The organism is Nonomuraea insulae, assembly GCF_042656245.1.
Genome location: NZ_JBHSPA010000052.1, coordinates 242,617 through 267,033, shown reverse-complemented (window position 1 = coordinate 267,033; position 24,417 = coordinate 242,617). Strand labels below are relative to the sequence as shown.

Here is a 24,417-nt window from a genome sequence, read left to right as displayed (position 1 = left end):
TCACTGTGCCCGGCCTTTAACAAGATCCATGCCCGGAGCCGACGGGGTACGACGAGAAGTCAATACATTCGGTCAGGGTCGTCCTTACCGATGTTGGTTTGCCACTATGGTGGCGTTTCATGATGCGCGTCCTGGTCCCCGCCCGGCTCCGCACCGCCGTGCGTACGTGGTTCGACTCCCGCTACATCTCGATCAGCGATCACCGCCAGGACATCAGGGACGCGCTCTGGGAAGTCCAGACCCTCAGGCGCGAGATGGCCACCCTCCAGAGCGAGGTGGAGCGGCTCAGGAACGCCCGTCCGGCCGCCCCGCCGAAGACCGACGACCGGCTCAGGACGAAGGTCGACGACACCCAGCGGCTCGCCCAGGAGACCGCGAAGGCCCTGGACGGCGTGCTGCAGAACGAGATCCTGGTCTGGCAGGCGATCGACGGGCTGCGCGACGCCGGCGACCGGCGCGGGCAGGCGGAGGAACGACCGTGCGCGTGACGTGGAGCGGCGGTGGCAACCTGAGCTTCCGCCTCGATCCGGAAGACGAGATCACCGGCAAGGCCTCCGACGAATACCCGATCAAGCTGGCCATCAACTCCTGCTCCGTCGGCGGGGTCCCCGACGACGCCCACCCCGACCTGTTCGCCGTGGCCGCCTGGACGATCGTGGCCCCGTGGACGCGCAGGCGGATCCTGTTCGACCGCGCCGTCTCGGCGGAGCTGGCCCAGGTGCTGCACGAGGGCTGGGGCGTCGAGGCGGGCCCGGTGGGGGCCGAACCCCGCCGCGCGGGAGCCCGGCTCGCGATCTCGTACAGCGGCGGCGCGGACTCGGTGGCGGCGGCCACGATGTACCCCGACGCCCCGTTCGTGCACTTCCGCCGCGTCGCCCACAGCCGCGTGCCCAACCGCTGGCCCCACTACCGCTCCGACGTGCTCGCCAAGCTGGCCGCCAAGACGGGCCGCGAGCTGAGCACGGTCACCTCGGACCTGGAGTACACCCTCGCCGAGCCCCGCCCCGGCTACCCCGAGCACCACGCGGTGGCCGCCGGCGCCCTGCTCCTCGCCGACCAGCTCGACCTGGGCGGCCTGGGCTTCGGCTACGAGCTCGGCTCGCGCTGGCTGGGCGGCGGCCGCTACCTGTGGCGCTTCACCCCCGACAACCCCATGTGGTCCCCGCACGGCAGGTGGGGCCGCCTGTTCGCCGCCGCCGGCCTGCACATCGTGCTGCCCGTCGGCGGCGTGAGCGAGGCCGTCACCATGCGCCTGGCCCTGAACTCGCCCATGAAGGCCCAGGTCCGCTGGTGCCTGCGCGGCACCGACGGCCCCTGCCGCACCTGCGGCAAGTGCCTGTACAAGGAGCTCATCCAGGCGGCCGTCGAGCGCCGCCCGCTCGACACCCCGATCACCGCCGACCGCCCGCAGGCCCGCAAATACCTCAAGAAGCCGCCGTACGGGGGCCAGGAGATGATCCAGTACGGCCTGGCGCGCGTTCCCGGCATCGAGAACACCCTGTTCGGCCCGGTGCTCGACTACTTCGACGTCAGCGAGGAGTCGACGAACTGGCTGGAGCACTGCTACCCGCCCGCGCTCGACGAGATTCCCCCGGAGTGGCGCGCGGAGGCGGCGGCGTTCGTGGATGCGAACGCGGGGCTGATGAGCGAGGACGAGGTGCGCCGGGTGGAGTCGTGGGGCGACTGACCGGCCGCCTGGCGAGGAATGGAGTGGCGTGGTGAAGGTCTATCTGTCGGTGGATATGGAGGGCGTGACGGGGCTGACGGACCCCGAGGAGATGCACGCCGGCAAGCGCGGGTACGAGCGGGGCTGCGAGCTGATGACCGCCGACGCCAACGCCGCCATCGAGGGCGCGTACGCGGGCGGGGCGAGCGGTGTGCTGGTCAACGACGCGCACGGCTCCACCAAGAACCTCAGGATCGACCTGCTGGACCCCCGGTCGAGCCTGATCAGGGGCCCCGGTAAGGCGCAGCGGATGGCCCAGGGGCTGGACGGGTCGTTCCAGGCGGCCTGCTTCGTGGGCTACCACGCCCGCGCCGGGGTGCCGCACGGCGTGCTCAACCACACGTGGATGGGCAAGGAGATCCAGAACGTCTACCTCAACGGCGAACCGTGCGGCGAGACGCGGCTGGTCGCGGCCTGCGCCGGGTTCCACGGGGTGCCGGTGGTGCTGGTCACCGGGGACGAGGCCGTGGGGGAGGAGGCCCGCGAGTTGCTCGGCGACGTGGAGACCGTGGCGGTCAAGAAGGGCATCGACAAGTTCTCGGCCGAGCTGCTGCCGCCGATCGTCGCCCAGTCCCGGATTCGTGAGGCCACCTCGCGGGCTCTGGGCCGGTTGAGCGACTTCACACCGTACGTGGTGGCGGCGCCGTACACGCTGGGGGTGGAGTGGAACTCCACCGCGATCGCCGCCGCCGTGGCGCTGATCCCCGGCGTGAAGACGGCGGGGACGCGGCACACGGAGTTCACCACCGACGACTTCACCCAGATCATGGCCCTGTTCGGCCTCTTCGCCACCATCGGCGGCCAGGTCGCCTGCGGCAGCGGCCCTTATGGCTGAGGTCATGGCGTCCGGCGGAGTAGGGAGCGGCTGAGGTGGAAGGCGCCAAGCTGACCCGGCGGGGGCTGCTCGTCGGGATCGGGGCGGTCGGCGGGGCCGGGGCCATGTACGCGGCCATGGGCGCGCTCGGCCTGGCCCCCTCCGAGCAGGACAAGGAGTTCGCGGCCCCCCGCCAGGGCGACTTCAGCCTGCGCGGCAAGGGCGCGGCCAAGGTCGTGATCCTGGGCGCGGGCGTGGCCGGGCTGATCGCCGCGTACGAGCTGGGCAAGGCCGGCTACGACTGCACGCTCCTGGAGGCCGGTTCCAGGGCGGGCGGCCGTAACCTCACCCTGCGCGGCGGCGACCGCCTGACCGAGCTGAACGGCCCCGCCCAGGACGTCAAGTTCGGCGAGGGCGTCTACTTCAACGCGGGTCCAGGCCGGATCGCCCCCTGGATGGTCACCCTCGACTACTGCCGCGAACTCGGCATCCCCATCGAGACGTTCATCAACAACAACGCCGCCGCGTACGTCCACACCAACGGCCAGACGGTCAGGGCCCGCACGGCCCGAGCCGACATGTACGGCTATGTCGCCGAGCTCCTGGCCAAAGCCACGAACCTCGGCGCCCTGGACCGGACCATCACCAAGGCCGACCAGGAGACCCTGCTGGACTTCCTCAGAAGGTTCGGCGACCTCGGCCCGAAGCTCGAGTACGAGGGCTCCGACCGCCGCGGTTTCACGAAATTTCCGGCGATCGGCGGCGGCACCCCCGTCGAGGCCCCCGGCACCCTCCACCAGATCCTCGCCGCCGGCACCGGCCGCTCCATCATCGGCGACTTCGGCTACGAGCAGGCCACCCCCATGTTCCAGCCGGTCGGCGGCATGGACGCCATCGTCGTCAAGCTCAAGGAGGCCGTCGGCGAGGACCGCATCAAGACCGGCGCCAAGGTCACCAAGATCACCACCTTGGCCGACGGCGTCGAGATCGCCCACACCGGCGGCGTCGTCAAGGCCGACTACTGCATCGCCGCCCTCCCGCCCCACATCCTCGCCAAGATCCCGCACAACCTCGGCGCCCAGATCACCACCGCCCTCGCCACCCCGGCCCCGGTCGCCGCGGGCAAGATCGGCTTAGAGTACGGCCGCCGCTGGTGGGAGCTCGAAGACCGCGTCTACGGCGGCGTCACCGAGACCGACCTGGACATCACCCACATCTGGTACCCCTCCCACGGCTACCACTCAGAACGCGGCCTCCTCGTCGGCTACTACAACACCGAGCACGAGGCCGAGCTGTACGGCTCCCTCTCCCCGGAGGACAGGCGTAACAGGGCGCTCACCCAGGGCAAGAAGATCCACGGCGAGAAGTACCGCCAGAACGTCCTGGCCAGCGCCTCCATCGCCTGGCACCGCCAGGAGCACATCCAGGGCGGCTGGGTACGCTGGCCATCCTTTGATTCGTCCTTCACTCTTCTGCAACGCCCTGCGGGAAGGGTGTACTTCGCGGGCGACTGGCTCACCCATCTGATCGCCTGGCAGGCGGGGGCCATGGAGTCCGCCCGCGGCGCCGTCACACAGTTGCACCAGCGAGTGTTGCAGTCTCCGTGACGTCGCCCGCTGCTCCCCGAATAGGCTTTTGGGAGAAGCGATCGAGGAGATGGAATGACGTTGCACTGGGTGCCCGCGACCGAACGGATCGACCTCCTGGGTGATCCGGTGGCGCGAGCCGTACCGAATATGGAAGGCGTCGAGGTGGCCGAGATCGACCCGGATCTGGCCGACACGGCGGAGTTCTGTGAGCGGTACGGCGTGACTCTCGACGAGTCCGCCAACTGCGTCGTCGTGGCGGCCAAGCGGGGCGGTGAGACGCGCTACGCGGCGTGCATGGTGCTCGCGACGATGCGAGTGGACGTGAACGGCGTCGTACGCAGGCACCTCGACGCTCGCAAGGCCAGCTTCGCGCCGATGGCCGGCGCGGTTGAGCTGACCGGTATGGAATACGGCGGCATCACGCCCCTCGGGCTTCCCGAGGAGTGGCCGATCCTGGTCGACACGCACGTGGCCGAGCACCAGAGGGTGGTGATCGGAAGCGGTGTGCGCAGGTCGAAGCTCGCCGTGTCCGGCGCCACGCTGGCCGGGCTGAAGAGGGCAGAGGTGCTCTCGCTGGCCGGCTGAGGGAAAACTGAAGCCGATTCGAGACCGTTGGATGGGAAACCGATGAGGCCGTTCTGGACGTTGTACGAGTGGGAATGTGGCCTCATGGTTCATCTCGTGGGCGGGGATTAAGCCGGTATGGTGCTTCATGCCATGAACGATGACCGACTAGGCCCTTACCGGCTGCTCAGGCGGCTCGGTGAAGGCGGGATGGGCGTTGTCCACCTCGCTGTCGACCCTCAGGGGCGACAGGTGGCGGTCAAGGTCCTGCGCGGAGAGGTCGCCGGTGACGAGGTCGCCAGGCGACGGCTTTCGCGCGAGGTCGAGACCATGCGCAGGGTGCGCAGCAAATACATCGCCGAGGTGCTCGACGCCGACGTGACCGGTCATCGTCCTTACATCGTCACCCGTTACGTCGCGGGCCGCCCCCTTGACGAGATCGTCAAGGACGACGGGCCCCTCGACCTGAGCGCTCTGATCAAGGTGGCGCACGGTGTCGCCTCCGCGCTGGCCGTCGTGCACTCGGTGGGCGTGATCCACCGCGACCTCAAGCCCGGCAACGTGCTGATCCTCGACGGCGAGCCGGTGCTGATCGACTTCGGCATCGCGCAGGCGGTCGACGCGACGCGGCTGACGCAGACAGGCATGTTCATCGGCACGCCAGGCTACCTCGCGCCCGAGATCATCGAGGGCCAGGAGGCGGGGCCCGAGGTCGACATCCACGCGTGGGCGGGCACGCTGCTGTTCGCGGGAACGGGCCAGCCGCCCTTCGGCAAGGGCACGCTGGAGATGATCTTCTACAACATCACCGCGGGCAAGGCCGACATCAGCGCCGTCCCCTCCGAGTTGCACCCGCTGCTCAAGGCGGCCTTCCAGCGCAACCCGGCCAAGCGCCCCAAGGCCGCCGACCTGGCCGAGCAGACGGCCAGGATGTTGCCCAAGCAGGCGCCCGCCAGCTCGCCCGACGAGATCTCGACGGCGCCGCGTCCCGACCTGCCGCCGGCTCCGCCGTTCCCGCAGAGGGTGACGGACAAGCCGTCCTATGACGTCTCGACGCCGCCGGTGACGCCCAGGCGGCTGCTCGACGGCCAGGACCAGCAGCCCGCCGCGCCGTCGCAGGACCAGCAGTACGTCTCGCTCCTGCCCAACCAGCCCGACCCCTACCCGACCCGCAGGGTCTCGCCGGAGGAGCTGCGGCAGATCCAGCGCGAGGCGGGCATCTACCCGCCGCAGGGCAACGGCCCCGCGCCGTCGTCACAGTCCCAGTCACAGTCACAGTCCCAGTCACCGGCACAGGCACCGCCGCAGGGCGAGACCGACGTGCCCACGCGACGGGTGCGGCCCGACTCGGCGGAGTTCCGCAGGCTCAACCAGCCGCCGCAGTCCCCGCACGACTACGGGCGCCCCAACCCGATCCCGGTGCAGCCGCCGCCCTACATCCCGGCCCAGCCGCAATATCCGCAGCCGGATCTGTCGACCAAGCGGGATCCCTACAACCCGGGCATGCCGCAGGGCAAGGCACTGCAGCGGTCCAGGTCGTACGGTGTGGCCAGCGCGATGTTGCTGATCCTGATGATCGTGGCGGCCGTGCTGGCGCCGATGGTCGTGTCGATCGTGGCGATCCCCTTCGCGATCCTGCTGCGCGCGGCCGACCTGGCCCAGCCCCAGCTCACGGCCCGCAGGGCGGCCGGGGCGGCGGCGCTCGACGTGTTCAGGGTGCTCGCCTACCCGGCCGAGCTGGCCAAGTCGGCGGGCATCACGCTGGCGCTGGCGCTCTACGCGCTCATCCTCGGGCTGCCGGTCACGTTGTTGCTCACCGTCGTGGCGGGTATGAATGCCTCGAACGCCCTCGCCTGGGGCGCCGCGATAGCTCTGTGGACCGTCTGCGCAGGCCCCGGAGTGGAGGGTCCAGGCAAACAGATGCGCAGAACGCTCTCATCGCTCGTACCCTCGAGAACAGCGGCGATGGTGACGGCGGGAGTTCTGGCGGTGGCAGCCGCGCTCTCGCTGAGCCTCGCTTACGGCACGTTCGGGGAGAGAGAGGCCGTATGGAATCCGCTGAACGTCGACCCAGTGGTCGGACAGCTCGAAAATCTAGGGGGGAATTCCGGGGGATGACGCGGGGAAGGTGGCGATGAGCACCCAAGCACCGGAACGTCTGGGCCCGTACCGCCTGGTCAGGAAGATCGGCGAAGGTGGCATGGGGGTCGTCCACCTCGGTCTCGACGGGGAGGGCCGTGAAGTCGCGATCAAGGTTCTGCACCCGCACGTGGCGGCCGACCTCAAAGCGCGCGACCGGCTCACCCGCGAGGTCGAGACCATGCGCAGGGTGCGCAGCCCGTTCGTCGCCGAGGTGATCGACGCCGAACTCGTGGGCGGGCAGCCCTACGTGGTGACGCGCTTCGCGCCGGGCCGCACGCTGGAGGACACCGTCCTGACCGAGGGCGCGCTGGAGGCGCGTCAGATCATCAGGCTCACCCAGGGCCTCTGTCAGGCGCTGGTGGCCATCCACGCGGCCGAGGTGATCCACCGCGACTTCAAGCCGTCCAACGTCATGCTGGTCGGCGGCGAGCCGCTGGTCATCGACTTCGGCATCGCCCACCTGGTGAACGCCACCAGGCTGACGCAGACCGGCATGTTCGTCGGCACGCCTGGCTACCTGGCGCCCGAGATCATCCGCGACTCGGAGATCACCCAGGCCGCCGACGTGCACGCGCTGGCCTCGACGGTGTTCTTCGCCGCGACCGGGGCGCCGCCGTTCGGCACGGGGACGTTCGAGGCGGTCTGCTTCAACATCATGGAAGGCCGGGCGCAGATCGACAAGGCGCCCGTGTGGCTGCGCGCCTGGCTCAGCCGGGCGCTGCAGGTCGATCCGGCGGCCCGGCCCGGCGCCCACGAGCTGCTGCGGATGGCCAGGGCACTGGATCCGTCGGTGACGACGTTCAACGAGGCGTCGTTCGAGGGGCCGACGGGGACCAAGCGGCTGGGCAACAGCACGCGGACCATGGACACCTTCTCCGACCTGCTGCCGCCGGTCGACTACCGCAAGCCCGCTCCCGCGCCGTCCCGGCGGGACGCGCCGCCCAGGAGGGAGGAGCGGCCGCCGCCTTACGTGCCCGCGCCGATGACGGCCAGGCCGCCGGTGCCGCATCCCGACCAGCGGGTGGCCGGTTACCCGGCGCCGCCGCAGACCGCGCCGTCGCAGGTGCGGCCCTACGCTCCGCCGCCCCAGTACACGCCGCCGTCCGAGCGCAAGAGATACCTGTTCGGCAGCCAGGTCGTCGGGCTGCTGACGCTCGTCACGCTGGTGGCGCTGACCGTGATGATGCCGGTCATGATGGGCGCGATCGCCGTCGCGCTCGCACTCGTGCTGCGCATCGGCGAATACCTCTTCGGCGACATGGTCAAGCGGCGCCAGGTGCGCGGCAGCAGTGCCGCCGATCCGTTCCTCGTCCTGGTCGGCACGCCGTGGGCGCTGATCAAGTCCGCGCTCGTGACGCTGGTGCACGTGCCGCTGGCGCTGCTGTTCGGCGTGTGCGTCTGGGGAGCCTTCTACTGGGCTCTGAGGGACGTCAACCAGGCGGCCGCCTACGGGGCGGGCGCCTTCGCCGGCGGCCTGTTCGTGCTGCCCGGCGGCGGCGCGCCCCGCAAGGCCGTCACCCGTACGCTCACCGGCGTGCTGCGCAGCCCAGGCGCGGCGCTGGTCGCGGTCGTGCTGATGGGCACCGCGGCCTTGTTCGCGGTGATGTTCGCGCTGGGGCAGGACACGGTGTGGGCGCCGTGGCAGGAGCCGGAGAGGGTGATCGACAGCCTGGCCGGCGATGCCAGGCAGAGCACGATCGGCCTGATCACGGGGCTGGTCGGCAGTCTGCTGGACGGTCTGGGGCTCGGATTCCTGAATCCCTGGTCCTGAATGTTCCCCGCCGTCGCTCGGGGGGAGAGATGAAAGTATGAGCGAGCACCTCGGCCCGTACGAGATTCTCTCCCGTCTCGGGGCCGGCGGATTCGGCGAGGTGCACCTGGCGCTGGACCCCGAGGGGCGCACGGTGGCGGTCAAGGTGCTGCACCCGCACGTCGCGGCCGACGGCGTGGCGCTGGCGCGGCTGGCGCGCGAGGTCGAGACCATGCGCATGGTCGGCGGGGCGCACGTGGCGGAGGTGCTCGACGCCTCGCTGGAGGGCTCCCGGCCCTATCTGGTGACCCGTTACGTCCAGGGGCGTCCCCTCAGCGCCGTCCCCATGCCCGTCACCGACCTGCGGCGGCTCGCTTCCGGCCTGGCCGACGCGCTGCAGGCCATGCACGAGGCCGGGGTGGTGCACCGCGATCTCAAGCCGGCCAACGTGATGATGACCGAGGGCGAGCCGGTCGTCATCGACTTCGGCATCGCCAGCGCGCTCGACTCGTTGTCCGTCACGGCCTCCGGCGCCGTCGTGGGCACGCCCGGCTATCTGGCTCCCGAGGTGCTGGAGGGGCGTTCCGCGGGGGTGGAGGCGGACGTGTTCTCCTTCGGGGCGACGCTGGCGTACGCGGCCACGGGGCGGCAGCCGTACGGGCAGGGGCCCGCCTCGGCGGTCGCCTACCGGGTCGTGCATCATCCGCCGGACCTGGAGGGCGTACCGGAGTGGCTGGAGCCGCTGTTACGTGAGTGCCTGTCCACCGACCCCGCGGCGCGGCCGACGGCCGCGCAGATCAGCGCCCGGCTCGGTGTCGCGCCCGTCTCCCACGTGCCGCGTGTTCCCGCCGCTCCTGTCGTACGGCCGCGTTCCGCCGCCGATGACCTGAGCACCAAGGAGTGGCAGCCAGGCAGGGAGCAACATCGGCGGTCGGTGGAGGAGTCGCGGGCCAGGCATCGGGAGAAGGTGCGGCGGCGGTGGCTGATCGGGTCCGGGCTCTTCGTGGCGTTGCTGGCCGCCGCGGCCAGGGAGCCGTTGACCGAGGTGTCGTTGTTCTTGCTGGCGGCGTACGCGCTGGCCGGGGTGGCCGACGCCGGGGTGGCGTTGTTCTCGCACGGCATCTACCGGCGCAGCCGGATGGTGGTGGACTTCGCCAGCGTGGCGGGGGTGGTGGGGTTGTGCTTCGGGCTGGCGGCGATGTTCAGTACGTTCACGCTGGCGTTGTTCGCGGGCACGGCGCTGGTGGTGGGAGTCGTTTTCCTGCTGTCGGCGTAGGCGTTTCGGATATCTCGCTTACCGAATAAAGTTCGGTATGGTGGTTGGCGTTGGTGGCTTGCGGGTTTGCCTGCAAGCTACTCATGGGTAACATAACGGCTAATACGACGGCACACCCTCTGTCGGGTGCCCGGCGGGCACCTGGCAGTCTGGACAGATGCATTCGGCGCCACCGCAGCGAGGCGGGGGCGCACGCGAACTACGGGAGGTCGGCCACCGGCCATGAACATCGTCGTCTGCGTGAAGCAGGTCCCCGACACGGCGACCGAGCGCAAGCTGCGGTCCGATGACAACACGCTCGACCGCGACGCCGCCGATGGCGTGGTCAACGAGCTTGACGAGTACGCGGTCGAGGAGGCACTGAAGCTCAAAGAGGCCCACGGCGGTGAGGTGACCGTCCTCACCATGGGCCCGGGCAGGGCCACCGAGACCATCCGCAAGGCGCTGGCCATGGGCGCCGACAAGGCCGTCCACCTCAGTGACGACGCGCTGCACGGCTCGGACGCGCTGTCCACCTCCTACGCGATCGCGCAGGTGCTCAAGAAGATCGGGTTCGACCTGGTCATCCTGGGCTCGGAGTCCACCGACGCGCGCACCGGCGTGCTGGCCGCCATGCTCGCCGAACGGCTCGGCACGGCGCAGCTCACGCTGGCCAACAAGGTCGAGGTCGAGGGCACCTCGATCAAGGTGCAGCGCCTGACCGACTACGGCTTCGACCGGGTCGAGGCCACGCTGCCGGCCGTCGTGTCCGTGGTCGAGAAGATCAACGAGCCGCGCTACCCGTCGTTCAAGGGCATCATGGCGGCCAAGAAGAAGCCGGTCGAGACGCTGGCCATCGGCGACGCCTCCATCGACGCCGCCCAGGTCGGCCTGGCCGCCGCCTGGTCCGAGGTCGTGGACTTCGCCTCCGCCCCGCCGCGGGCGGCCGGCACGATCGTCAAGGACGAGGGCGACGGTGGCGCGAACGCCGCCGACTTCCTGGCGTCCAAGAAGTTCATCTGAGAACGGGGGTTTTACAGAAATGTCGGAGATTCTCGTTCTCGTGGAACAGGTCGAAGGCGAGGTCAAGAAGGTCACGCTCGAACTGCTGACCCTTGCCCGCACCCTCGGCACACCCGCCGCCGTCTGGGCCGGCCCCGGCTTCACCCCCGAGGCCAAGGCCCGCCTCGCCGAATACGGCGCCGAGAAGATCTACGTCGCCGCTTCCAGCGACATCGTGGACTACGTGGTGGCTCCCAAGGCCGAGCTGCTCGCCCAGCTCGCGACCTCGGCGGACGCCGTCCTCGTGGCCGCCACGGCGGAGGGCAAGGAGATCGCCGGCCGCCTCGCCATCAAGACCGACTCCGGCGTCATCACCGACGCCGTGGGCCTGAGCGAGGGCTTCGTGGCCGACCAGTCCATCTTCGGCGGCGGCATCAACGTGCACGCGAAGGTCCGCAAGGGCACGCCCGTCATCGCCGTACGCCCCAACTCCACCGCCCCCGTCGCATCCGCGGGCGCCGGTGCCGAGGAGGAGGTTTCGGTCACCCTGTCCGACGCCGCCAAGGCCACCCGGGTCGTGGAGCGGGTCAAGCAGGAGAAGGGCGCCCGCCCTGAGCTGACGGAGGCCGCGATCGTGGTCTCGGGCGGCCGGGGCGTGGGCTCCGCCGAGAACTTCTCGGTCATCGAGGGCCTCGCCGACGCCCTGGGCGCCGCTGTGGGCGCCTCCCGGGCCGCCACGGACGCGGGCTGGTACCCGCACCAGTTCCAGGTGGGCCAGACGGGCAAGACGGTCTCGCCGCAGCTGTACATCGCGGCGGGGATCTCGGGGGCCATTCAGCATCGGGCGGGCATGCAGACGGCGAAGACCATCGTCGCCATCAACAAGGACCCGGAGGCCCCGATCTTCGAACTGGCCGACTACGGCGTGGTCGGCGACCTGCACCAGGTCGTCCCCCAGCTGACGGAGGAAGTCCAGAAGCGCAAGTAGAGGCCCAGGAACCTTCGCAGGCCCTTGGGGGTCCGGGGGGAAACGCATGGTCTTCCCTGATCAGCGCTTCGCGCACAGGGGCTCAGGCTGTGAAATTGGGGGGCGCAGCCCCCCAAACCCCCGCTCAAAGCCGCTCCGCCGATTCGTTGGCCAATTACGTATCCCGCTACGCCTTGGGCGTTGGACAGGAGCGCATAACCCATCACGCCTCCACAGCATCGATGGACCTGGTTGGCTCCGTGGTGGGCGGCGCGGCCTCCTCCGTGAGTACTTCGGCCCACACCGTGGTGCCAGCGGTGCCTGGTCGAACGCCCCACCGGGCAGACATCGCCTCAACCAGGCAGAGGCCACGACCATGATTGGCGTCATCCTCCGCTTGGCGGGGTTGCGGAATGGTCTGTGCGCCGTCGTCGGTTACTTCGACGCGCGCCAGCCTGTCGCTGATCTCGAAGACTTCCACGGTGACCAGGCCGCCTGGACTCCCTGAGCGGGTGTGCACCACGGCGTTGCTCGCCAGCTCGGTAAGGACGAGGCGCATGGTTTCCGGGTCCGGGTGTCCCGCCGCCGTCAGAACCAGCGTGACGTAGTGCCGAAGAAGTGGCACAGAGGATTCGGCCCCCGGAACCACTGCCTCCGCGAGAAACCGCTCGCTCACTGCGTTGCCTCCCAGAGCTGCGGGGACCGGCATCTGTGATGTCCGTCCCGGTGATCAGGCCTAGAGCCTCGCTGTCGATTCAGCCCACCGAGGCCAATCACTCGGCGTAATCGAAGAATGACTCATCGATACCGAGCTATGCAAGCAGATCTGCAAATTTGCTCTAGCATTCTCGATCTGTGGCTCCTGATGCGGGCGTTGAGAAGCTACGGAACACTGGGAGGGTCACGTTACGAGGGGATTGCACTATGGCCGGTGGGCGAGGCCCCACTCTCCGGCGACGCAGGCTCGCCGCAGAACTCCGCATTCTGCGGGAGCGCTCGGGACTCACGGGGGAGCAGGCGGGAGAACGGCTCGGGTGGTCTGTGAGCAAGGTGAGCCGCATCGAGACTGCGCAGGTTGGGGTGCAAACGCGTGATCTCGTGGCGCTTCTTGATCTCTACGGTGTGTCCGAAGCCAAGCGTGACGCTCTCAAGGAGATAGCACGGACCGCTGCCCGGCGTGGTTGGTGGGATACGTACGAGTCGATCTCAACCGACTATGCGAACTACATCAGCTTGGAGTCAGAGGCTACCGCCATCAGGTGCTTCTCCCAGACGCTCATCCACGGCCTTCTCCAAACCGAGGACTACGCGCATGCCGTCATCAGGGCCGCCCTGGTTCCGTTCACCTCCGCCTCGGAGATCGACCGGCGCGTGGAGATCCGCATGACGCGGCAGAAGGTCCTGCGCCGAGACGACCCGCTCAACATCTGGATGGTTCTCGATGAGGCCGCTTTGTACCGGCTGATTGGCGGCGCAGAAGTCATGAAGGCTCAGTGCGCGTCGTTGATCCGGCTGTCCGAGCTTCCCAACGTCACGATCCAGGTCCTCACCAGCGCGGTCGGTGCTCACCCTGGAGGCAACACGCCGTTCTCGGTCCTGTCGTTCCCCGAGGTGTACGACCCTGACGTGGTCTACATCGAGACCATGACGAGTAGTCTGTGGATTGAGGACGACAGCGAGGTTCACCGCTATAGCCTCGCCTTCGATCAAGTGCGTGCAATGGCGCTCAGCCCGGACGACTCCGCGGAGTTGATCTCAGAGGTGGTTGGACGCTTGTAGATGGAAGAGGACCCCGAGACATGCACACACTCCCCAACGACCCTACGGCTCTGACTTGGCGGAAGAGCCAGCGAAGCGACGGGGGCAATGGCTGCGTAGAGGTTGCACTTGCCGGCAACGCACCAGTCGATGCTCCCCACAAGGCCGACCGGGGGCCCCTGGTGCTCATTCGCGACAGCGAGAACCCAGCAGGTCCCGTCCTGGCCTTCACCGGCCCCGAAGCCCGGGCGTTCTTCGCAGGTATCAAAGACGGAGAGTTCGACGACCTGATCTGACCACGGGTCTGTGTCCGCTGCGATCGATAGTGTGAGCTGCCATCTCGCGTACCGGTCGAGGACCAGCCGCCTGGCAGATGCGGTGCTTCAGACTCGATTAACACCCATCTATGGCCTTTCCACTGCGTCAAGAAGCCGATGAGTGTGTCTGCGTACCGGATGTTGCAGCTCGGCGTAGTCATCCACGCGATGCGCACGCCCGAGAATGTGGGCCGCCGCACTGAGCTGGGCAACCTGGCCGCTGGGCGTGTCGAGCAGGTCGGCGAACACCTGGTGAACCTTCTCCGCCGTTTCAGGCACGAGGAGACTGTGAAAATAGAGCAGAGCCGCTCCGTATCCGGCTGGAGCGGATCCCCAGTACTCCCAATCCAAGATGCACAGGCGCGGACTCGTCAGATTGGCCCAATGGAGATCTGTGTGTTCAGTCCTCAAGGGCGGACGCGGGAGGTCTAGTCGCCGCGCATACAGGTCTTCGAGTTCCCGCACCACGGCTTCCGGGGAGTGTTCTCCCCGGTCCGTAGGGTGCAAAGCGAGCTTGTCGAGCGCCGAGCGTAGATCCCGCCACCACGTATCGGGAGCGTCGAGGGGCCGCATCAGCTCAGGAGTCGAAGAACAGACCTGGTCCGGAACGTAGGTCATCAGCTCGACATACATGGCGACCGGCGGCTCTTCCCACTCCACCCGCGCGACAAGGTGCGGCTTCGGCACATCCGAGATCCCTGCCGCATCGCGGTTACCGGTCCAGGGGTCGCCTTGGGCCCAGTCCTGGGTTTCCGCGGTCGCACGAAGCCAGAATCGCTCGCCATTCCTGATGACGGGCGATCCGATGGTCCGGTCCCGCCAGCCGAACGCCCCATCGCCAATGAGAGAGACACCAAGTCGGTCCGCGCCCTCGCGGAGAAGCCGATGCAGGAACGCGCGTTGCCCGTTCGGCTCGTGATGTTCACCGGTCACAGCAGAGGCTTCCTACTTCGTGGGACGGCTCCGGCCATGCAACTTCTATCAACACTGTCTGCGCTCTGGAGCACGAAGCACGCCCGCGCGAGACGACCGCGCTGCGGCTCCCTGCTGGTTGCTCTACGAACGGGACGGGATCTGCGCCGGTTGGTGGGGCAAGGCATCCAAAGCGCTGGCGAATCGCTGCATCGTAAGCGGCCTACCCGCTGCCTGCGGGGAGGTTCACCGAGGAGTTGGTTGTTTGCGGTACCGCCAACGTACACTCGCAGATATGAGCGCCGGACATGCGTATGAGGAGCTTCACCACCTGGTGGACCAGCTGTCGCCCGATCAGGCGCGCCGCCTCCTGCGATTGGTGAAGACCGATCCGGAACTCGCTGACGTCTCCGACGAACACGACGAACCGGTACGTCGTCGTCTCTCGATCGCTGGCATCGGCGCGTCCGGTGAGGGCGATCTCTCGGAACGGGTCGAAGATCTGCTGGCGGAACGGTTCAATCGGTCAGTGTGACCGCTGTTCTTCTGGATACAGGCCCCTTGATCGCGGTAGTCGATCGAGATGACAAGCACCACGCTTCCTGCGTCCGACTGCTGGAGAGCCTGAACGGCCCGCTGCTCCTGCCATCAACGATCTTGATCGAGGCTGGCTGGACGATCAATCGACACATGGGTTCGTTCGTGCATGCCCAGTTTCTGGATCTCGTGACCGACGAGTTCGAGCTGGTCAACCTCATTCCACCGGACGTTCGGCGCATGGCGGAACTTGTCCGCACCTACAAGGATGCGCGTCTTGACCCTGCCGACGTGTCCGTTGTCGCGATCGCCGAGCGGCTAGCAGTTACGCACATCGCAACCCTTGATCGTCGAGATTTCTCACTAATACGCCCTCGCCATGTGCCAGCGTTCACTCTGCTGCCTGAGAAGCTGGTGTGATCTCAGCGCGTTGCCCGAGACGGAAGATCTGGCCAGCGCGGTTCTCAGGGTTCACGCCGGTTCTGCCGGGCTGAACGAATCATGGGAGGGGCTGTGCTCCTTGCGCGGGGTCCGGCTGAGCTGGAGGAGGCTCATACCGAACATCAGCACGCCCAGCGGAACGTGCACGGTCTTCACCCCGGCGATGCCCAGCGCTATCTGCGCCAGCGTGAGCCCCAGGAAGACGACCGCGTACAGGATCGGCCTGGGAGAGCCGCCGCCCGGACGCCACACCAGGATCGCGGCGATCACGTGCACTATCGCCACGGTGAACACGGTGTAGGCCGAGACGCTGTGCAAGGTCCGGCCGTTGGGGACGGACAAGAGCAGGCCGGCGGTGATGGGCGCGGCGAAGAGCGCCAGGGTTTGCAGGATGAGCGTGACACGCAAGAACATGGGTGACTCCTTGACAACAGGGGAAGAGGGCGACGAGCTGCCGGCCGCGCGTCTGGGGTGGTCCGGCTGGGTGGCCGTCCGTCTGGGAGGCTCTAGTCCTGGGGCTCGCCCGTCCACGGCCGGAGCTTTTCGGGGTTGCGTACTGCCCAGATGTGCTTGATCCGGTCGTCCACGACGTCGAATGCGATCACCACCACGGTGACGCCGTCGTGCTGGGCCACCAGGCCGGGCTGGCCGTTGACCGTGCGCTCCAGGACCGTCAGTTCGGGCACCTTGCCGGTGATCTCGACGGTGTAGCGTGCGACCTGCTCGCTGCCGTGGACCGGGTGGAGCACGGCGCTGACGAGGCCGCCGCCGTCGGCGATCGCCGTGACGTCCGGGTCGAGGAGGCTGACGAGGGCGTCGATGTCCTTGGCCTCCCAGGCCAGCCTGAACTCCCTGATGATGTCGGCATGCTTCGTCGCCATGGAGACGGGGGCCTGTGACGCCTGGATGCGGCGGCGGGCCGAGGTGGCCAGTTGGCGGCAGGCCGCCGGGGTGCGGCCGACGATGTCGGCCACCTCGGGGAAGGAGTAGCGGAAGACGTCGTGCAGGATGAGGGCGACGCGCTCTGCCGGGGTCATGGATTCGAGGACGACGAGGAAGGCCATGCTGACCGACTCGTCGAGGGTGACGCGGTCGGCGGGGTCGGCGCTGGTCCACTCCGTGTGGTCGGGCAGTGGTTCGGGGATCCATTCGCCCACGTAGCGTTCGCGGCGGGCCCTGGCCGAGCCGAGCAGGTCGAGGCAGATGCGGCTGGCGACCTTGGTCAGCCAGGCGCCCGGTGAGTCGATGGCGTCCTGTTGCGGCCGGGACATGGCGTACCAGCGGGCGTAGGTCTCCTGGACGACGTCCTCGGCGTCGGCCAGCGAGCCGAGCAGCCGGTAGGCGAGGTTGGTGAGGTGACGCCGCTCGCTCATGATCGCGCTCAGGCTTGGATCGAGCGGGCCTTGTCCGGTGGTCATGGTGTCGTCGGCCTTCCTTCGTCGCGGCTGCCCTCACTCGTTCGACGAGACAGCGCGACGAAGTGTGAGGTCGGCGCACCTCCTCACATTCCCGGCGGTTGTGTCGTCGGACTAATGAGACACCATCCAGTACTCAGCCAGCTCAGCGACCCCGGCCGGCCGGTTGCTCAAGGACTGCGCTGAGACCACGAAGGGAACACCTCGCCATGTCCACACCCACGACCGAGCAGGACGAAATCAAGTCGCGTCTGCCCGATCCCGTCGAGCTCTTCCCCGAGATGGCGACGATCGCCGGAGGCATGACCAAGGCCATCCACAACGGCTTGATCCCGCAGAGCACCATCGGCCTGGTGCAGCTCCGTGCCGGGCAGATCGTCGGCAGCACGTACCACACCGTCCGGCAGGCCGGCGGCCTCCGCAAGGCCGGGGAGACGGAGGAGCGCATCACCGCCGTGGCGTCCTGGCAGGACGCCCCCTACTTCACCGACGCCGAACGGATCGCGTTGGAGCTCACGGAGGCCGTTCTCACGCCGAACCCGTTCGGGGAGCGCGTCCCCGACGAGTTGTATGTCAGGGCGTCCGCGCACTACGACGACAAGGCGCTCTGGACGCTCACCCTGGTGATCGCCCAGATCTGCTTCTTCATCCCCGTCGCTCTCATCGCCAAGCCGATCCCCGGTAGGCCGCTGGGCAAGAATTACAGCAAGTAACGCCGTAGAGGGCATCAGGGGTGACCCCTGATGCCCTGAGCGACTATGTGAACCGGATCGGCTTCTCGCCCGACTGTGCAGGGTGACGGGAGGAAGGGATGACCGATGAACTGCTGGTGGTACGCGCCCAACTGGGCGAGCGGGCCGCGCTGGCCGAGCTGGTGGCTCGCTGGCGGATGCCCGTGTGGACGTACGTCCGGCGCATGCTGGACGCCGAGCGGGCCGACGACGTGAGCCAGGAGGTCTGGCTGGCCGTGGTACGCGGCCTGCCCCGGCTGCGGGAGCCCGCCCGGTTCGCGCCCTGGTTGTTCACCATCGCCCGCCGGTCGGTGACCGATCGGCTGCGGAGCCAGTACTCCCAGAGCGAGGAAGGCGTGAATCCGGGCGATCTGGTCGTCGAAGACCCGGTCGAGGCCGCGATGGAGCGGGCCGAGCTGGTCGGCGTTCTGTCGGGGCTGCCGGTCCTGGAGCGGGAGATCCTCGTCCTGTACTACCTGGAAGACCTCTCGGTGGAGGACTGCGCGCAGATCTGCCGCGTTCCCGCCGGAACTGTCAAGTCCCGGCTCAGCCGCGCCCGTCGCCTGTTGCGTGAACACCTGGAGGAGAAGGGGTACCGGCCATGACCGAGGAGGAACCGCGCCTGTCGGCGCAGGAGATGATCGAACGGCTGGAGCCGGCGATGTCACCATGGAAGCGCGTTCGCGCGGTGGTGGCGTTGCTGGCCGGGGCTGCCGGGGCGGTGTTCGTGGCCGCGTTGTGGGGGAGCGAGCCGGGGCCGCTGCCGGGTCGTACGCAGGTGGCGTTCGCGGTGTTCGTGGTGTTCTGCCTGGCCTGGATGGGTTATGGCGGGTGGTTGCTGACGCGCCGCGTGCCGCTGTTCGCCACCGATCGGGTGATCGCCGCCTGGATCGCCCTGGCGGCCTCTGCCGTCACCACGGTGATGGTGGTCGTCGTGGCCGTCCAGCGGGGGACAGGTCTGGGACTCGCGCTCCTGGTCGGAGGGGTGTTCGTCGCGGCGTCGGCGGCGCTGGTCGTACGCGCCCGTGCTCGCAGGGCTATGCTGCTGCGCCGCAAGGATGAGCTGACCGAGGAGGGTGGCGCATGAGCGAGCTCGGCGATCGCCGGTGGGTTCCCGTAGTCGAAGTAGTCGGCGAGCTGAGGGAGGATGACACCGGCCTCGCGGACGAGCTGCGGGAGGCGCTCACCGAGACTACGGACGATCTGCGCTGGTAGACCTGTGCTTCTCGGTCGGCAGTCTGACGTGGAAGGAGGCGCCCTTCCCCGGGGACGTGCGCAGTTCCACGCGCCCCCCGTGCGCAGCCACGATCGACCGTACGATGGCCAGCCCCAACCCGGCCCCTCCCGTGGCGCGGGCGCGGGAGCCGTCCGTGCGGTAGAAGCGGTCGAACACCCGCGACGCCTCCTCAACCTCCATCCCGGGCCCGTCGTCGGCGATGACCAGCACCGCCTCCCCAACCTCCGTCCCGACGCCGATCCTGACGGAGGTGCCGGCGGGGGTGTGGGTGATGGCGTTGCCGACGAGGTTGCTGACCACCTGGCGGAGGCGGGCCTCGTCGCCGAGGACCGGGGCGGTGGCGGCGGGGCCGCCGGAAGGGCCGGTGAAGGTGATGGGGCGGCTGGGGTCGAGGGCGGTGAAGTCGTGGCGGGCGTCGGCGGCGAGGGTACGCAGGTCCATCGGGGTCAGGTCGAGCCCGGGACTGTCGGATTCGTCGAGGCCGGCCAGGAGGAGCAGGTCGTCCACCAGTTTGGCCAGGCGGCCCGACTCGCTCTCGATGCGGGCCAGGGCGGGGCCGGCCTCGGTGCCGCCCATGCGGTACAGCTCGGAGAAGCCCTTGATGCCGAACAGGGGTGTGCGGAGTTCGTGGCTGACGTCGGCGACGAATCCGCGCATGCGGGCCTCCGACTCGACCTTGACCGCGACCCCCTGCTCGATCTGGGTGAGCATCGTGTTGAGTGAGCGGGCCAGGCGGCCGATCTCGGTGTTCGGCGGGGCGGGCTCGGGTACGCGCCGGGTGAGGTCGCCGTTCGCGATGGCGGCCGCCGTCTCCTCGACGCGGCGCAGCGGGGCGAGGCCGGCTCTGATCGCGATCCCGCCCGCGACGGCGAGCAGGGCCAGCAGCACCGAACCGGCCACCAGGCAGGCCGCGCGCAGCCGGTTGATCGTGGACCGCATGCCCTCCAGCGACACCGCCGCCACCACACCTGCCGTGCTCGTGCGCTTCGAGGGCAGCGCCACCACCCGCCACTCCACGTCGTCCGCCGCCTCCACGGTGAACGGCTCCTCGGCGCGGGCGGCGATGGCGGCCGTGTCGAGACGGGGCAGGTCGAGGCTCACCGGGTCGCCGTACTCGCGCAACACCGTCCCATCCGCCGACAGGTAGGCCGCGTATCCCTTGGAGACCAGGTCGAGCTCGCCCCTGACGAGCGGGCCCTGGCCCATCTGACTCCTGAGGCGGCTCGCCAGCTCGGGCGGCAGCGCCGACAGCGCCGAGCCCATCGGGGCGAGCTGGGCGTCCACGCGGGTCATGAGCTGGCTCTCCAGCTCCCGGACCACGACCGAGCTGATCAGCGCCAGGCCGACGATCAGCAACCCGACCGTGATGGCCAGCAACCGGGCGCGCAACCCCCATCGCCTGATCATGCTTTGGGCTTGCGCAGGAGGTAGCCGACGCCGTGCACGGTGTGGATGAGTTTGGGGGACTCGCCGGTGTCCAGCTTGCGGCGCAGATAGCTCACGTACGTGTCCACGATGCTCGTGTCCCCGGCGAAGTCGTACCGCCAGACCTGTTCCAGGATCTGCGCCTTCGGCAGGACACGACCGGCATTGAGGACGAGGTAGTGGAGGAGACGGAACTCGGTGGGCGACAGGCGTACCGGATGGCTGGCCCTGGTGACCTGGTGGCCGTCGGGGTCGAGTTCGAGGTCCCCGACGACCAGCGTCTGGTCGTCGGGGAGCACGCCCGTGCGGCGCAGGATGGCCCTGATGCGGGCCAGCAACTCCTCCAGGTCGAACGGTTTGGTCACGTAGTCGTCGCCGCCCAGCCGGAGGCCGTTGACCTTGTCGGCCTTGGCGTCGCGGGCGGTCAGGAACAGTACGGGGACGGGGCCGGGGCGTCCGTCCGCCCTGGGCAGGCCGCGCAGGCGGCGCAGGACCTCGAAGCCGTCCAGGTCGGGCAGCATGACGTCGAGCAGCACCAGGTCGGGCGGGTCGCGCCGGGCCTGCTCAAGAGCCTGCGCGCCGTTGTCCGCCGAGCTCACGGTGAAGCCCGCGAACCGCAGCGTCGCGGACAACAGCTCCTTGACGGTGGGCTCGTCGTCGACCACCAGCAACCGTTCCCCCAAGTGGGACACCTCCCCGGCGTCAAGCGTATTCAGGCGTCCCGGTTCTTGAACTGGACGAACGCCGCGACCAGCATGACAGCGACAAATCCCACAAGGACCCCGTACGACACCACCGGCGACAGCTCGGACGTGCCGGTGACGGCCTGGAAGGCGGCCCCGGTCGGCCAGTAGGTGCTGAGGAGGTCGCGCAGGAAACCCGGCGCGGAACCGGCCAGAACGGGCACCAGGAGGAAGGCGGTGCTGACGTTCGCGGCGGCGGCCGTACCGCGCAGCAGGAAGCCCAGGGCCAGGCCGAACAGTGAGATCAGCGTCAGCACGACCGGCCCCAGCAGCAGCATCTGGAGCGCGGCCGGATCCCCGGGCATCGCGTACGGGGCCCCGCTCACGGCCAGCGTGCTCTGCCCGGTCGTGAACATCAGCCACACCGAGGCCACGCTCACCGGCAGGGCGGTCAGCGCCGTCAGCCCCGCCTTGGCGGCCAGCAGACTGCCACGCCTGCCCACGGCGGCCAGGCTGGCCCGCATCGTGCCGGAACCGTACTCGGAGGAGGCCACCAGCACCCCCAGCGCCGAGATCAGGAGTTGCACGATGAACATCCCGCGGCCGGCCATCAGCAGCGGCTGGAAGTCCAGCCGCTCCTGCGTCGTGGCGGTGGCGTAGCCCGTGGCCGCGGCGTTGGCGAACAACCATCCGAACAGTCCCGACACGGTGACGGTCGCCAGCGACAACACCATCGTGGCCCTGACGCTGCTGAACTTCGTCCACTCCGCCCTGAGCGCGCCCGTCTCGATCATCGGGCCGCTCCGTACTCGACGGCGTCGCGGGTCAGCTCCATGAACGCCTCCTCCAGCGACGCGTGCCGCGTGGTCAGCTCGAACAACGTCACGCTCTCGGCCGCGGCCAGCCGCCCTACGTCGGGCGCTCCCATACCGGTGACCAGCAGTTCGTCACCGTGTACCTGGACGCAGGCGCCCGACAGCTCCAGCCGCCCGGCGAAGGAGGCGGCCTCCGGCGTGCGGACGACCACCGACGCCCCCGCCCCGGTGAAGTCGCCGATCTCCCCTTCGGCGATGAGCCGCCCCTTGCCGACGACCACCAGCCGGTCCGCGGTCAGCGCCATCTCGCTCATCAGGTGGCTGGACAGCAGCACCGTGCGCCCCTCGGCGGCCAGGCCCCGCATCAGCGTACGGATCCACAACACGCCCTCCGGGTCCAGCCCGTTGACCGGCTCGTCCAGCAGCAGCACCGGCGGATCCCCCAGCAGGGCGGCCGCGAGGCCCAGCCGCTGGCCCATCCCCAGCGAGAACCCGCCCGCCTGCTCGCCCGCCGCCTCCGCCAGCCCGACCAGGCCGAGCACCTCATCGACGCGGGCGGCCGGGATGCCGTTCGTCTGTGCCAGGTAGAGCAGATGTTTGTACGCCGTGCGCCCCGGATGCACGGCCTGCGCGTCCAGCAGCGAGCCGATCGTGCGCAGCGGATGCGGCAGCTCGCGGTGCGGGCGGCCGAGGATCGTGGCCGTGCCGGACGTGGGCAGGTCGAGGCCGAGGATCATGCGCAGGGTCGTGCTCTTGCCCGCGCCGTTCGGGCCCAGGAAGCCGGTGACGAGCCCCGGTCGTACCGTGAAGGAGAGATCGTCCACGGCGACTTTCTCGCCGTAGCGTTTGGTCAGTCCGCTGAGCTGAATCATGAGATCCAGAGTGGGGCGGCTGGTTGCGGGTGTTCTGAGTGGTTCTGTGAGTTCTCTGTGAGCGGGGGCGCCGTCACATGGGGGTGTGCGGCGCCGCCCGCCCCGATCCATAGGGAACTCTCAGGCCAGCACCGCCCTCAGCCGGGCGGCGCACGCCTCCGATGATCTCAAGCGGTGGCCTCGGCGGGTTCTCTGGCGGGGAGCGGGCTCACCTCGGTCGCCGCCTCCCTGCGTGGGAGCAGGCGGGCGGAGAGAGCGATCAGCACGCCCAGGACGACGCCGATGCTCAGTGCCGTACGCAGTGAGGTGCTGTCCGACAGGAACCCGATCACCACGGGGCCGAGCAGCAGGCCCGCGTACCCCATGGCGCCCGCCTGCGCGATCGCCGGTCCCGGCGTGTCGGTCGCGGTCCCCGCCAGCGACAGCGTCAGCGGCGAGATCGTCGCCACGCCGAGCCCGACGAAGAACATCGCGAACACCGCCACCGTCGCCGCCGGCGCCAGCAGCACCGCAGCGAAGAACCCGCCCGTGGCCACGCCGGACACGGTCAGCATCCCGCGCACCCCGAACCTGACCCGCAGGCGGTCGCCCCCCAGCCGGGCGATGAGCATCCCCGCCTCGAACACCGGGTACCCGAGCGCCGCCAGGGCCTCGGGCGCGCCGAGTTCGTCGCGCATGTACAGGCCGTTCCAGTCGGCGACCGTGCCCTCGACCATGAAGGCGAAGAACATGATCGCGCCGAGCAGGTAGACGATCGGCGGCAGGCGGCGCCGCCCCGTCGCGGAGGTCTCCACCGCCGGGGGCTCCGGCAGGTACGTACGGCCGAGCAGCACCATGACCGGCAGCGACACCAGCGCGATCGCCACCACGTGAACGGTGAACGGCAGGCCCGCCGCGATCGCCAGGCTGCCCAGACCGCCCGCCGAGATGGCGCCCACGCACCAGCCGGCGTGCATGCCGTTCATCAGCGGGCGTCCGTACGCCTGCTCGACCGCCGAGCCCTGGGCGTTCATGGCGACGTCCACGGTGCCGAAGGCCATGCCGAACACCGCCACGGCCACCAGGAGCAGGGGGAGGTCGGGGGCGACGGCCACGCCGAGGAGGCCGAGCGCCGTCAGAGGGCCGCCTGCCCGCAACACCGCCCGGCTGCCCATACGCGCCATGACGCGTCGCATGGACTGCATCGTCACCAGAGCGCCCAGGCCCCACACCAGCAGGATCGTCCCGACCGTGGCCTCGGACAGGCCCAGTTTGTCGGTCAGGGCGGGGATGCGCACGGTCATCGTGCCCACCATCAGGCCGGCAAGGACAAAGGTGAGGACCGCCCCGTAACGGGCACTCCTCAGCTCGCGGGTCATAAGGCCACACCTCACACAAGTTCGTAGTAATTAGGGATGAAGGCAGGGGCGCGCGGTGGCGCGCCCCTGAGGGCTTTCGTGGGTCTTCCGGCGGCCCCAGCCGCCCG

General features: G+C 69.1%; 27 protein-coding genes. 18 read left to right on the top strand and 9 right to left on the bottom strand.

Annotation, left to right across the window (positions count from 1 at the left end):
* Positions 1–119: 119 nt before the first annotated feature.
* From ACFPZ3_RS41150 to ACFPZ3_RS41105, 10 genes are all read left to right on the top strand, one after another.
* Positions 120–488, top strand: a complete 369-nt coding sequence (locus tag ACFPZ3_RS41150; protein ID WP_379519785.1) for a hypothetical protein — start codon at positions 120–122, stop codon at positions 486–488.
* Complete coding sequence (locus tag ACFPZ3_RS41145; RefSeq protein WP_379519784.1) at positions 479–1,687, top strand: DUF6395 domain-containing protein; 1,209 nt, start codon at positions 479–481, stop codon at positions 1,685–1,687. The genes ACFPZ3_RS41150 and ACFPZ3_RS41145 overlap by 10 nt, the downstream gene beginning before the upstream one ends.
* A gap of 31 nt (positions 1,688–1,718) precedes the next feature.
* Complete coding sequence (locus tag ACFPZ3_RS41140) at positions 1,719–2,561, top strand: M55 family metallopeptidase (RefSeq protein ID WP_379519783.1); 843 nt, start codon at positions 1,719–1,721, stop codon at positions 2,559–2,561.
* Between the two features lie 35 nt (positions 2,562–2,596).
* Positions 2,597–4,147, top strand: a complete 1,551-nt coding sequence (locus ACFPZ3_RS41135; protein WP_379519782.1) for a flavin monoamine oxidase family protein — start codon at positions 2,597–2,599, stop codon at positions 4,145–4,147.
* A gap of 54 nt (positions 4,148–4,201) precedes the next feature.
* The gene (locus tag ACFPZ3_RS41130) at positions 4,202–4,714 is read left to right on the top strand and encodes a YbaK/EbsC family protein (RefSeq protein ID WP_379519781.1); all 513 of its coding nucleotides are present in this window, start codon (positions 4,202–4,204) and stop codon (positions 4,712–4,714) included.
* A gap of 132 nt (positions 4,715–4,846) precedes the next feature.
* Positions 4,847–6,811, top strand: a complete 1,965-nt coding sequence (locus ACFPZ3_RS41125; RefSeq protein ID WP_379519780.1) for a serine/threonine-protein kinase — start codon at positions 4,847–4,849, stop codon at positions 6,809–6,811.
* A gap of 16 nt (positions 6,812–6,827) precedes the next feature.
* Positions 6,828–8,606, top strand: a complete 1,779-nt coding sequence (locus ACFPZ3_RS41120) for a serine/threonine-protein kinase (RefSeq protein WP_379519779.1) — start codon at positions 6,828–6,830, stop codon at positions 8,604–8,606.
* 37 nt (positions 8,607–8,643) lie between these two features.
* Entirely contained in the window at positions 8,644–9,861 is a 1,218-nt protein-coding gene (locus ACFPZ3_RS41115; RefSeq protein WP_379519778.1) for a serine/threonine-protein kinase, read from the top strand.
* A gap of 222 nt (positions 9,862–10,083) precedes the next feature.
* Positions 10,084–10,863 carry an electron transfer flavoprotein subunit beta/FixA family protein gene (locus tag ACFPZ3_RS41110; RefSeq protein WP_379519777.1) on the top strand — a complete coding sequence of 260 codons (780 nt, stop codon included), beginning with the start codon at positions 10,084–10,086 and terminating at the stop codon, positions 10,861–10,863.
* A gap of 19 nt (positions 10,864–10,882) precedes the next feature.
* Positions 10,883–11,830 carry an electron transfer flavoprotein subunit alpha/FixB family protein gene (locus tag ACFPZ3_RS41105; protein WP_379519776.1) on the top strand — a complete coding sequence of 316 codons (948 nt, stop codon included), beginning with the start codon at positions 10,883–10,885 and terminating at the stop codon, positions 11,828–11,830.
* 202 nt (positions 11,831–12,032) lie between these two features.
* Here ACFPZ3_RS41105 and ACFPZ3_RS41100 read toward each other — a convergent pair whose 3' ends face one another.
* Positions 12,033–12,485, bottom strand: a complete 453-nt coding sequence (locus ACFPZ3_RS41100) for an ATP-binding protein (protein WP_379519775.1) — start codon at positions 12,483–12,485, stop codon at positions 12,033–12,035.
* Positions 12,486–12,733: 248 nt separating this feature from the next.
* On the opposite strand from ACFPZ3_RS41100, the gene ACFPZ3_RS41095 reads away from it, so the two are divergent.
* Both ACFPZ3_RS41095 and ACFPZ3_RS41090 read left to right on the top strand, forming a co-directional pair.
* Complete coding sequence (locus ACFPZ3_RS41095; protein ID WP_379519774.1) at positions 12,734–13,588, top strand: helix-turn-helix domain-containing protein; 855 nt, start codon at positions 12,734–12,736, stop codon at positions 13,586–13,588.
* Positions 13,589–13,608: 20 nt separating this feature from the next.
* Positions 13,609–13,863, top strand: coding sequence for a DUF397 domain-containing protein (locus ACFPZ3_RS41090; protein ID WP_379519773.1), 255 nt, complete (start codon positions 13,609–13,611; stop codon positions 13,861–13,863).
* 108 nt (positions 13,864–13,971) lie between these two features.
* Here ACFPZ3_RS41090 and ACFPZ3_RS41085 read toward each other — a convergent pair whose 3' ends face one another.
* Entirely contained in the window at positions 13,972–14,817 is an 846-nt protein-coding gene (locus tag ACFPZ3_RS41085; protein ID WP_379519772.1) for an aminoglycoside phosphotransferase, read from the bottom strand.
* Positions 14,818–15,091: 274 nt separating this feature from the next.
* Between ACFPZ3_RS41085 and ACFPZ3_RS41080 the strand changes: the two genes are divergently transcribed.
* Entirely contained in the window at positions 15,092–15,331 is a 240-nt protein-coding gene (locus tag ACFPZ3_RS41080; RefSeq protein WP_379519771.1) for a hypothetical protein, read from the top strand.
* On the top strand, positions 15,328–15,753 hold the full coding sequence (locus tag ACFPZ3_RS41075) for a type II toxin-antitoxin system VapC family toxin (RefSeq protein ID WP_379519770.1): 426 nt from the start codon (positions 15,328–15,330) through the stop codon (positions 15,751–15,753). The genes ACFPZ3_RS41080 and ACFPZ3_RS41075 overlap by 4 nt, the downstream gene beginning before the upstream one ends.
* 51 nt (positions 15,754–15,804) lie before the next feature.
* On the opposite strand, the gene ACFPZ3_RS41070 is transcribed toward ACFPZ3_RS41075, so the two are convergent.
* Together ACFPZ3_RS41070 and sigJ are read right to left on the bottom strand one after the other, a co-directional pair.
* Positions 15,805–16,188 (bottom strand): hypothetical protein, encoded by a 384-nt coding sequence (locus tag ACFPZ3_RS41070; protein ID WP_379519769.1) that lies wholly within the window; start codon positions 16,186–16,188, stop codon positions 15,805–15,807.
* A 92-nt stretch (positions 16,189–16,280) separates the two neighbouring features.
* The gene (sigJ, locus tag ACFPZ3_RS41065; protein WP_379519768.1) at positions 16,281–17,192 is read right to left on the bottom strand and encodes an RNA polymerase sigma factor SigJ; all 912 of its coding nucleotides are present in this window, start codon (positions 17,190–17,192) and stop codon (positions 16,281–16,283) included.
* Positions 17,193–17,398: 206 nt separating this feature from the next.
* On the opposite strand from sigJ, the gene ACFPZ3_RS41060 reads away from it, so the two are divergent.
* The 4 genes from ACFPZ3_RS41060 to ACFPZ3_RS41045 all read left to right on the top strand — a co-directional run bounded on the left by ACFPZ3_RS41060 (position 17,399) and on the right by ACFPZ3_RS41045 (position 19,135).
* Positions 17,399–17,902 carry a carboxymuconolactone decarboxylase family protein gene (locus ACFPZ3_RS41060; protein ID WP_379519767.1) on the top strand — a complete coding sequence of 168 codons (504 nt, stop codon included), beginning with the start codon at positions 17,399–17,401 and terminating at the stop codon, positions 17,900–17,902.
* Positions 17,903–18,000: 98 nt separating this feature from the next.
* The gene (locus tag ACFPZ3_RS41055; protein WP_379519766.1) at positions 18,001–18,525 is read left to right on the top strand and encodes an RNA polymerase sigma factor; all 525 of its coding nucleotides are present in this window, start codon (positions 18,001–18,003) and stop codon (positions 18,523–18,525) included.
* The gene (locus tag ACFPZ3_RS41050) at positions 18,522–19,007 is read left to right on the top strand and encodes a hypothetical protein (protein ID WP_379519765.1); all 486 of its coding nucleotides are present in this window, start codon (positions 18,522–18,524) and stop codon (positions 19,005–19,007) included. The genes ACFPZ3_RS41055 and ACFPZ3_RS41050 overlap by 4 nt, the downstream gene beginning before the upstream one ends.
* Positions 19,004–19,135 carry a hypothetical protein gene (locus ACFPZ3_RS41045; RefSeq protein ID WP_379519764.1) on the top strand — a complete coding sequence of 44 codons (132 nt, stop codon included), beginning with the start codon at positions 19,004–19,006 and terminating at the stop codon, positions 19,133–19,135. Before ACFPZ3_RS41050 ends, ACFPZ3_RS41045 begins: the two co-directional genes overlap by 4 nt.
* Here the strand turns inward: ACFPZ3_RS41045 and ACFPZ3_RS41040 are convergent.
* The 5 genes from ACFPZ3_RS41040 to ACFPZ3_RS41020 all read right to left on the bottom strand — a co-directional run bounded on the left by ACFPZ3_RS41040 (position 19,113) and on the right by ACFPZ3_RS41020 (position 24,310).
* On the bottom strand, positions 19,113–20,564 hold the full coding sequence (locus tag ACFPZ3_RS41040; RefSeq protein WP_379519763.1) for a sensor histidine kinase: 1,452 nt from the start codon (positions 20,562–20,564) through the stop codon (positions 19,113–19,115). The two genes, ACFPZ3_RS41045 and ACFPZ3_RS41040, sit on opposite strands and share 23 nt — an antisense overlap.
* Positions 20,561–21,265 carry a response regulator transcription factor gene (locus ACFPZ3_RS41035; RefSeq protein WP_379519762.1) on the bottom strand — a complete coding sequence of 235 codons (705 nt, stop codon included), beginning with the start codon at positions 21,263–21,265 and terminating at the stop codon, positions 20,561–20,563. Before ACFPZ3_RS41035 ends, ACFPZ3_RS41040 begins: the two co-directional genes overlap by 4 nt.
* A 29-nt stretch (positions 21,266–21,294) precedes the next feature.
* Positions 21,295–22,059 carry a hypothetical protein gene (locus ACFPZ3_RS41030; protein WP_379519761.1) on the bottom strand — a complete coding sequence of 255 codons (765 nt, stop codon included), beginning with the start codon at positions 22,057–22,059 and terminating at the stop codon, positions 21,295–21,297.
* Entirely contained in the window at positions 22,056–22,952 is an 897-nt protein-coding gene (locus tag ACFPZ3_RS41025; protein WP_379519760.1) for an ATP-binding cassette domain-containing protein, read from the bottom strand. Before ACFPZ3_RS41025 ends, ACFPZ3_RS41030 begins: the two co-directional genes overlap by 4 nt.
* A gap of 167 nt (positions 22,953–23,119) precedes the next feature.
* Complete coding sequence (locus ACFPZ3_RS41020; protein ID WP_379519759.1) at positions 23,120–24,310, bottom strand: MFS transporter; 1,191 nt, start codon at positions 24,308–24,310, stop codon at positions 23,120–23,122.
* Positions 24,311–24,417 lie beyond the last annotated feature (107 nt).

What these genes read in the sequence shown, in the direction of transcription:
- ACFPZ3_RS41090 (WP_379519773.1), top strand. Translation starts at nt 13,609, where the DNA reads ATGCACACACTCCCCAACGACCCTACGGCTCTGACTTGGCGGAAGAGC.
- ACFPZ3_RS41130 (WP_379519781.1), top strand. Translation starts at nt 4,202, where the DNA reads ATGACGTTGCACTGGGTGCCCGCGACCGAACGGATCGACCTCCTGGGT.
- ACFPZ3_RS41150 (WP_379519785.1), top strand. Translation starts at nt 120, where the DNA reads ATGATGCGCGTCCTGGTCCCCGCCCGGCTCCGCACCGCCGTGCGTACG.
- ACFPZ3_RS41080 (WP_379519771.1), top strand. Translation starts at nt 15,092, where the DNA reads ATGAGCGCCGGACATGCGTATGAGGAGCTTCACCACCTGGTGGACCAG.
- sigJ (WP_379519768.1), bottom strand. Translation starts at nt 17,192, where the DNA reads ATGACCACCGGACAAGGCCCGCTCGATCCAAGCCTGAGCGCGATCATG.
- ACFPZ3_RS41045 (WP_379519764.1), top strand. Translation starts at nt 19,004, where the DNA reads ATGAGCGAGCTCGGCGATCGCCGGTGGGTTCCCGTAGTCGAAGTAGTC.
- ACFPZ3_RS41040 (WP_379519763.1), bottom strand. Translation starts at nt 20,564, where the DNA reads ATGATCAGGCGATGGGGGTTGCGCGCCCGGTTGCTGGCCATCACGGTC.
- ACFPZ3_RS41020 (WP_379519759.1), bottom strand. Translation starts at nt 24,310, where the DNA reads ATGACCCGCGAGCTGAGGAGTGCCCGTTACGGGGCGGTCCTCACCTTT.
- ACFPZ3_RS41030 (WP_379519761.1), bottom strand. Translation starts at nt 22,059, where the DNA reads ATGATCGAGACGGGCGCGCTCAGGGCGGAGTGGACGAAGTTCAGCAGC.
- ACFPZ3_RS41025 (WP_379519760.1), bottom strand. Translation starts at nt 22,952, where the DNA reads ATGATTCAGCTCAGCGGACTGACCAAACGCTACGGCGAGAAAGTCGCC.
- ACFPZ3_RS41060 (WP_379519767.1), top strand. Translation starts at nt 17,399, where the DNA reads ATGTCCACACCCACGACCGAGCAGGACGAAATCAAGTCGCGTCTGCCC.
- ACFPZ3_RS41120 (WP_379519779.1), top strand. Translation starts at nt 6,828, where the DNA reads ATGAGCACCCAAGCACCGGAACGTCTGGGCCCGTACCGCCTGGTCAGG.
- ACFPZ3_RS41105 (WP_379519776.1), top strand. Translation starts at nt 10,883, where the DNA reads ATGTCGGAGATTCTCGTTCTCGTGGAACAGGTCGAAGGCGAGGTCAAG.
- ACFPZ3_RS41125 (WP_379519780.1), top strand. Translation starts at nt 4,847, where the DNA reads ATGAACGATGACCGACTAGGCCCTTACCGGCTGCTCAGGCGGCTCGGT.
- ACFPZ3_RS41055 (WP_379519766.1), top strand. Translation starts at nt 18,001, where the DNA reads ATGACCGATGAACTGCTGGTGGTACGCGCCCAACTGGGCGAGCGGGCC.
- ACFPZ3_RS41115 (WP_379519778.1), top strand. Translation starts at nt 8,644, where the DNA reads ATGAGCGAGCACCTCGGCCCGTACGAGATTCTCTCCCGTCTCGGGGCC.
- ACFPZ3_RS41095 (WP_379519774.1), top strand. Translation starts at nt 12,734, where the DNA reads ATGGCCGGTGGGCGAGGCCCCACTCTCCGGCGACGCAGGCTCGCCGCA.
- ACFPZ3_RS41050 (WP_379519765.1), top strand. Translation starts at nt 18,522, where the DNA reads ATGACCGAGGAGGAACCGCGCCTGTCGGCGCAGGAGATGATCGAACGG.
- ACFPZ3_RS41110 (WP_379519777.1), top strand. Translation starts at nt 10,084, where the DNA reads ATGAACATCGTCGTCTGCGTGAAGCAGGTCCCCGACACGGCGACCGAG.
- ACFPZ3_RS41070 (WP_379519769.1), bottom strand. Translation starts at nt 16,188, where the DNA reads ATGTTCTTGCGTGTCACGCTCATCCTGCAAACCCTGGCGCTCTTCGCC.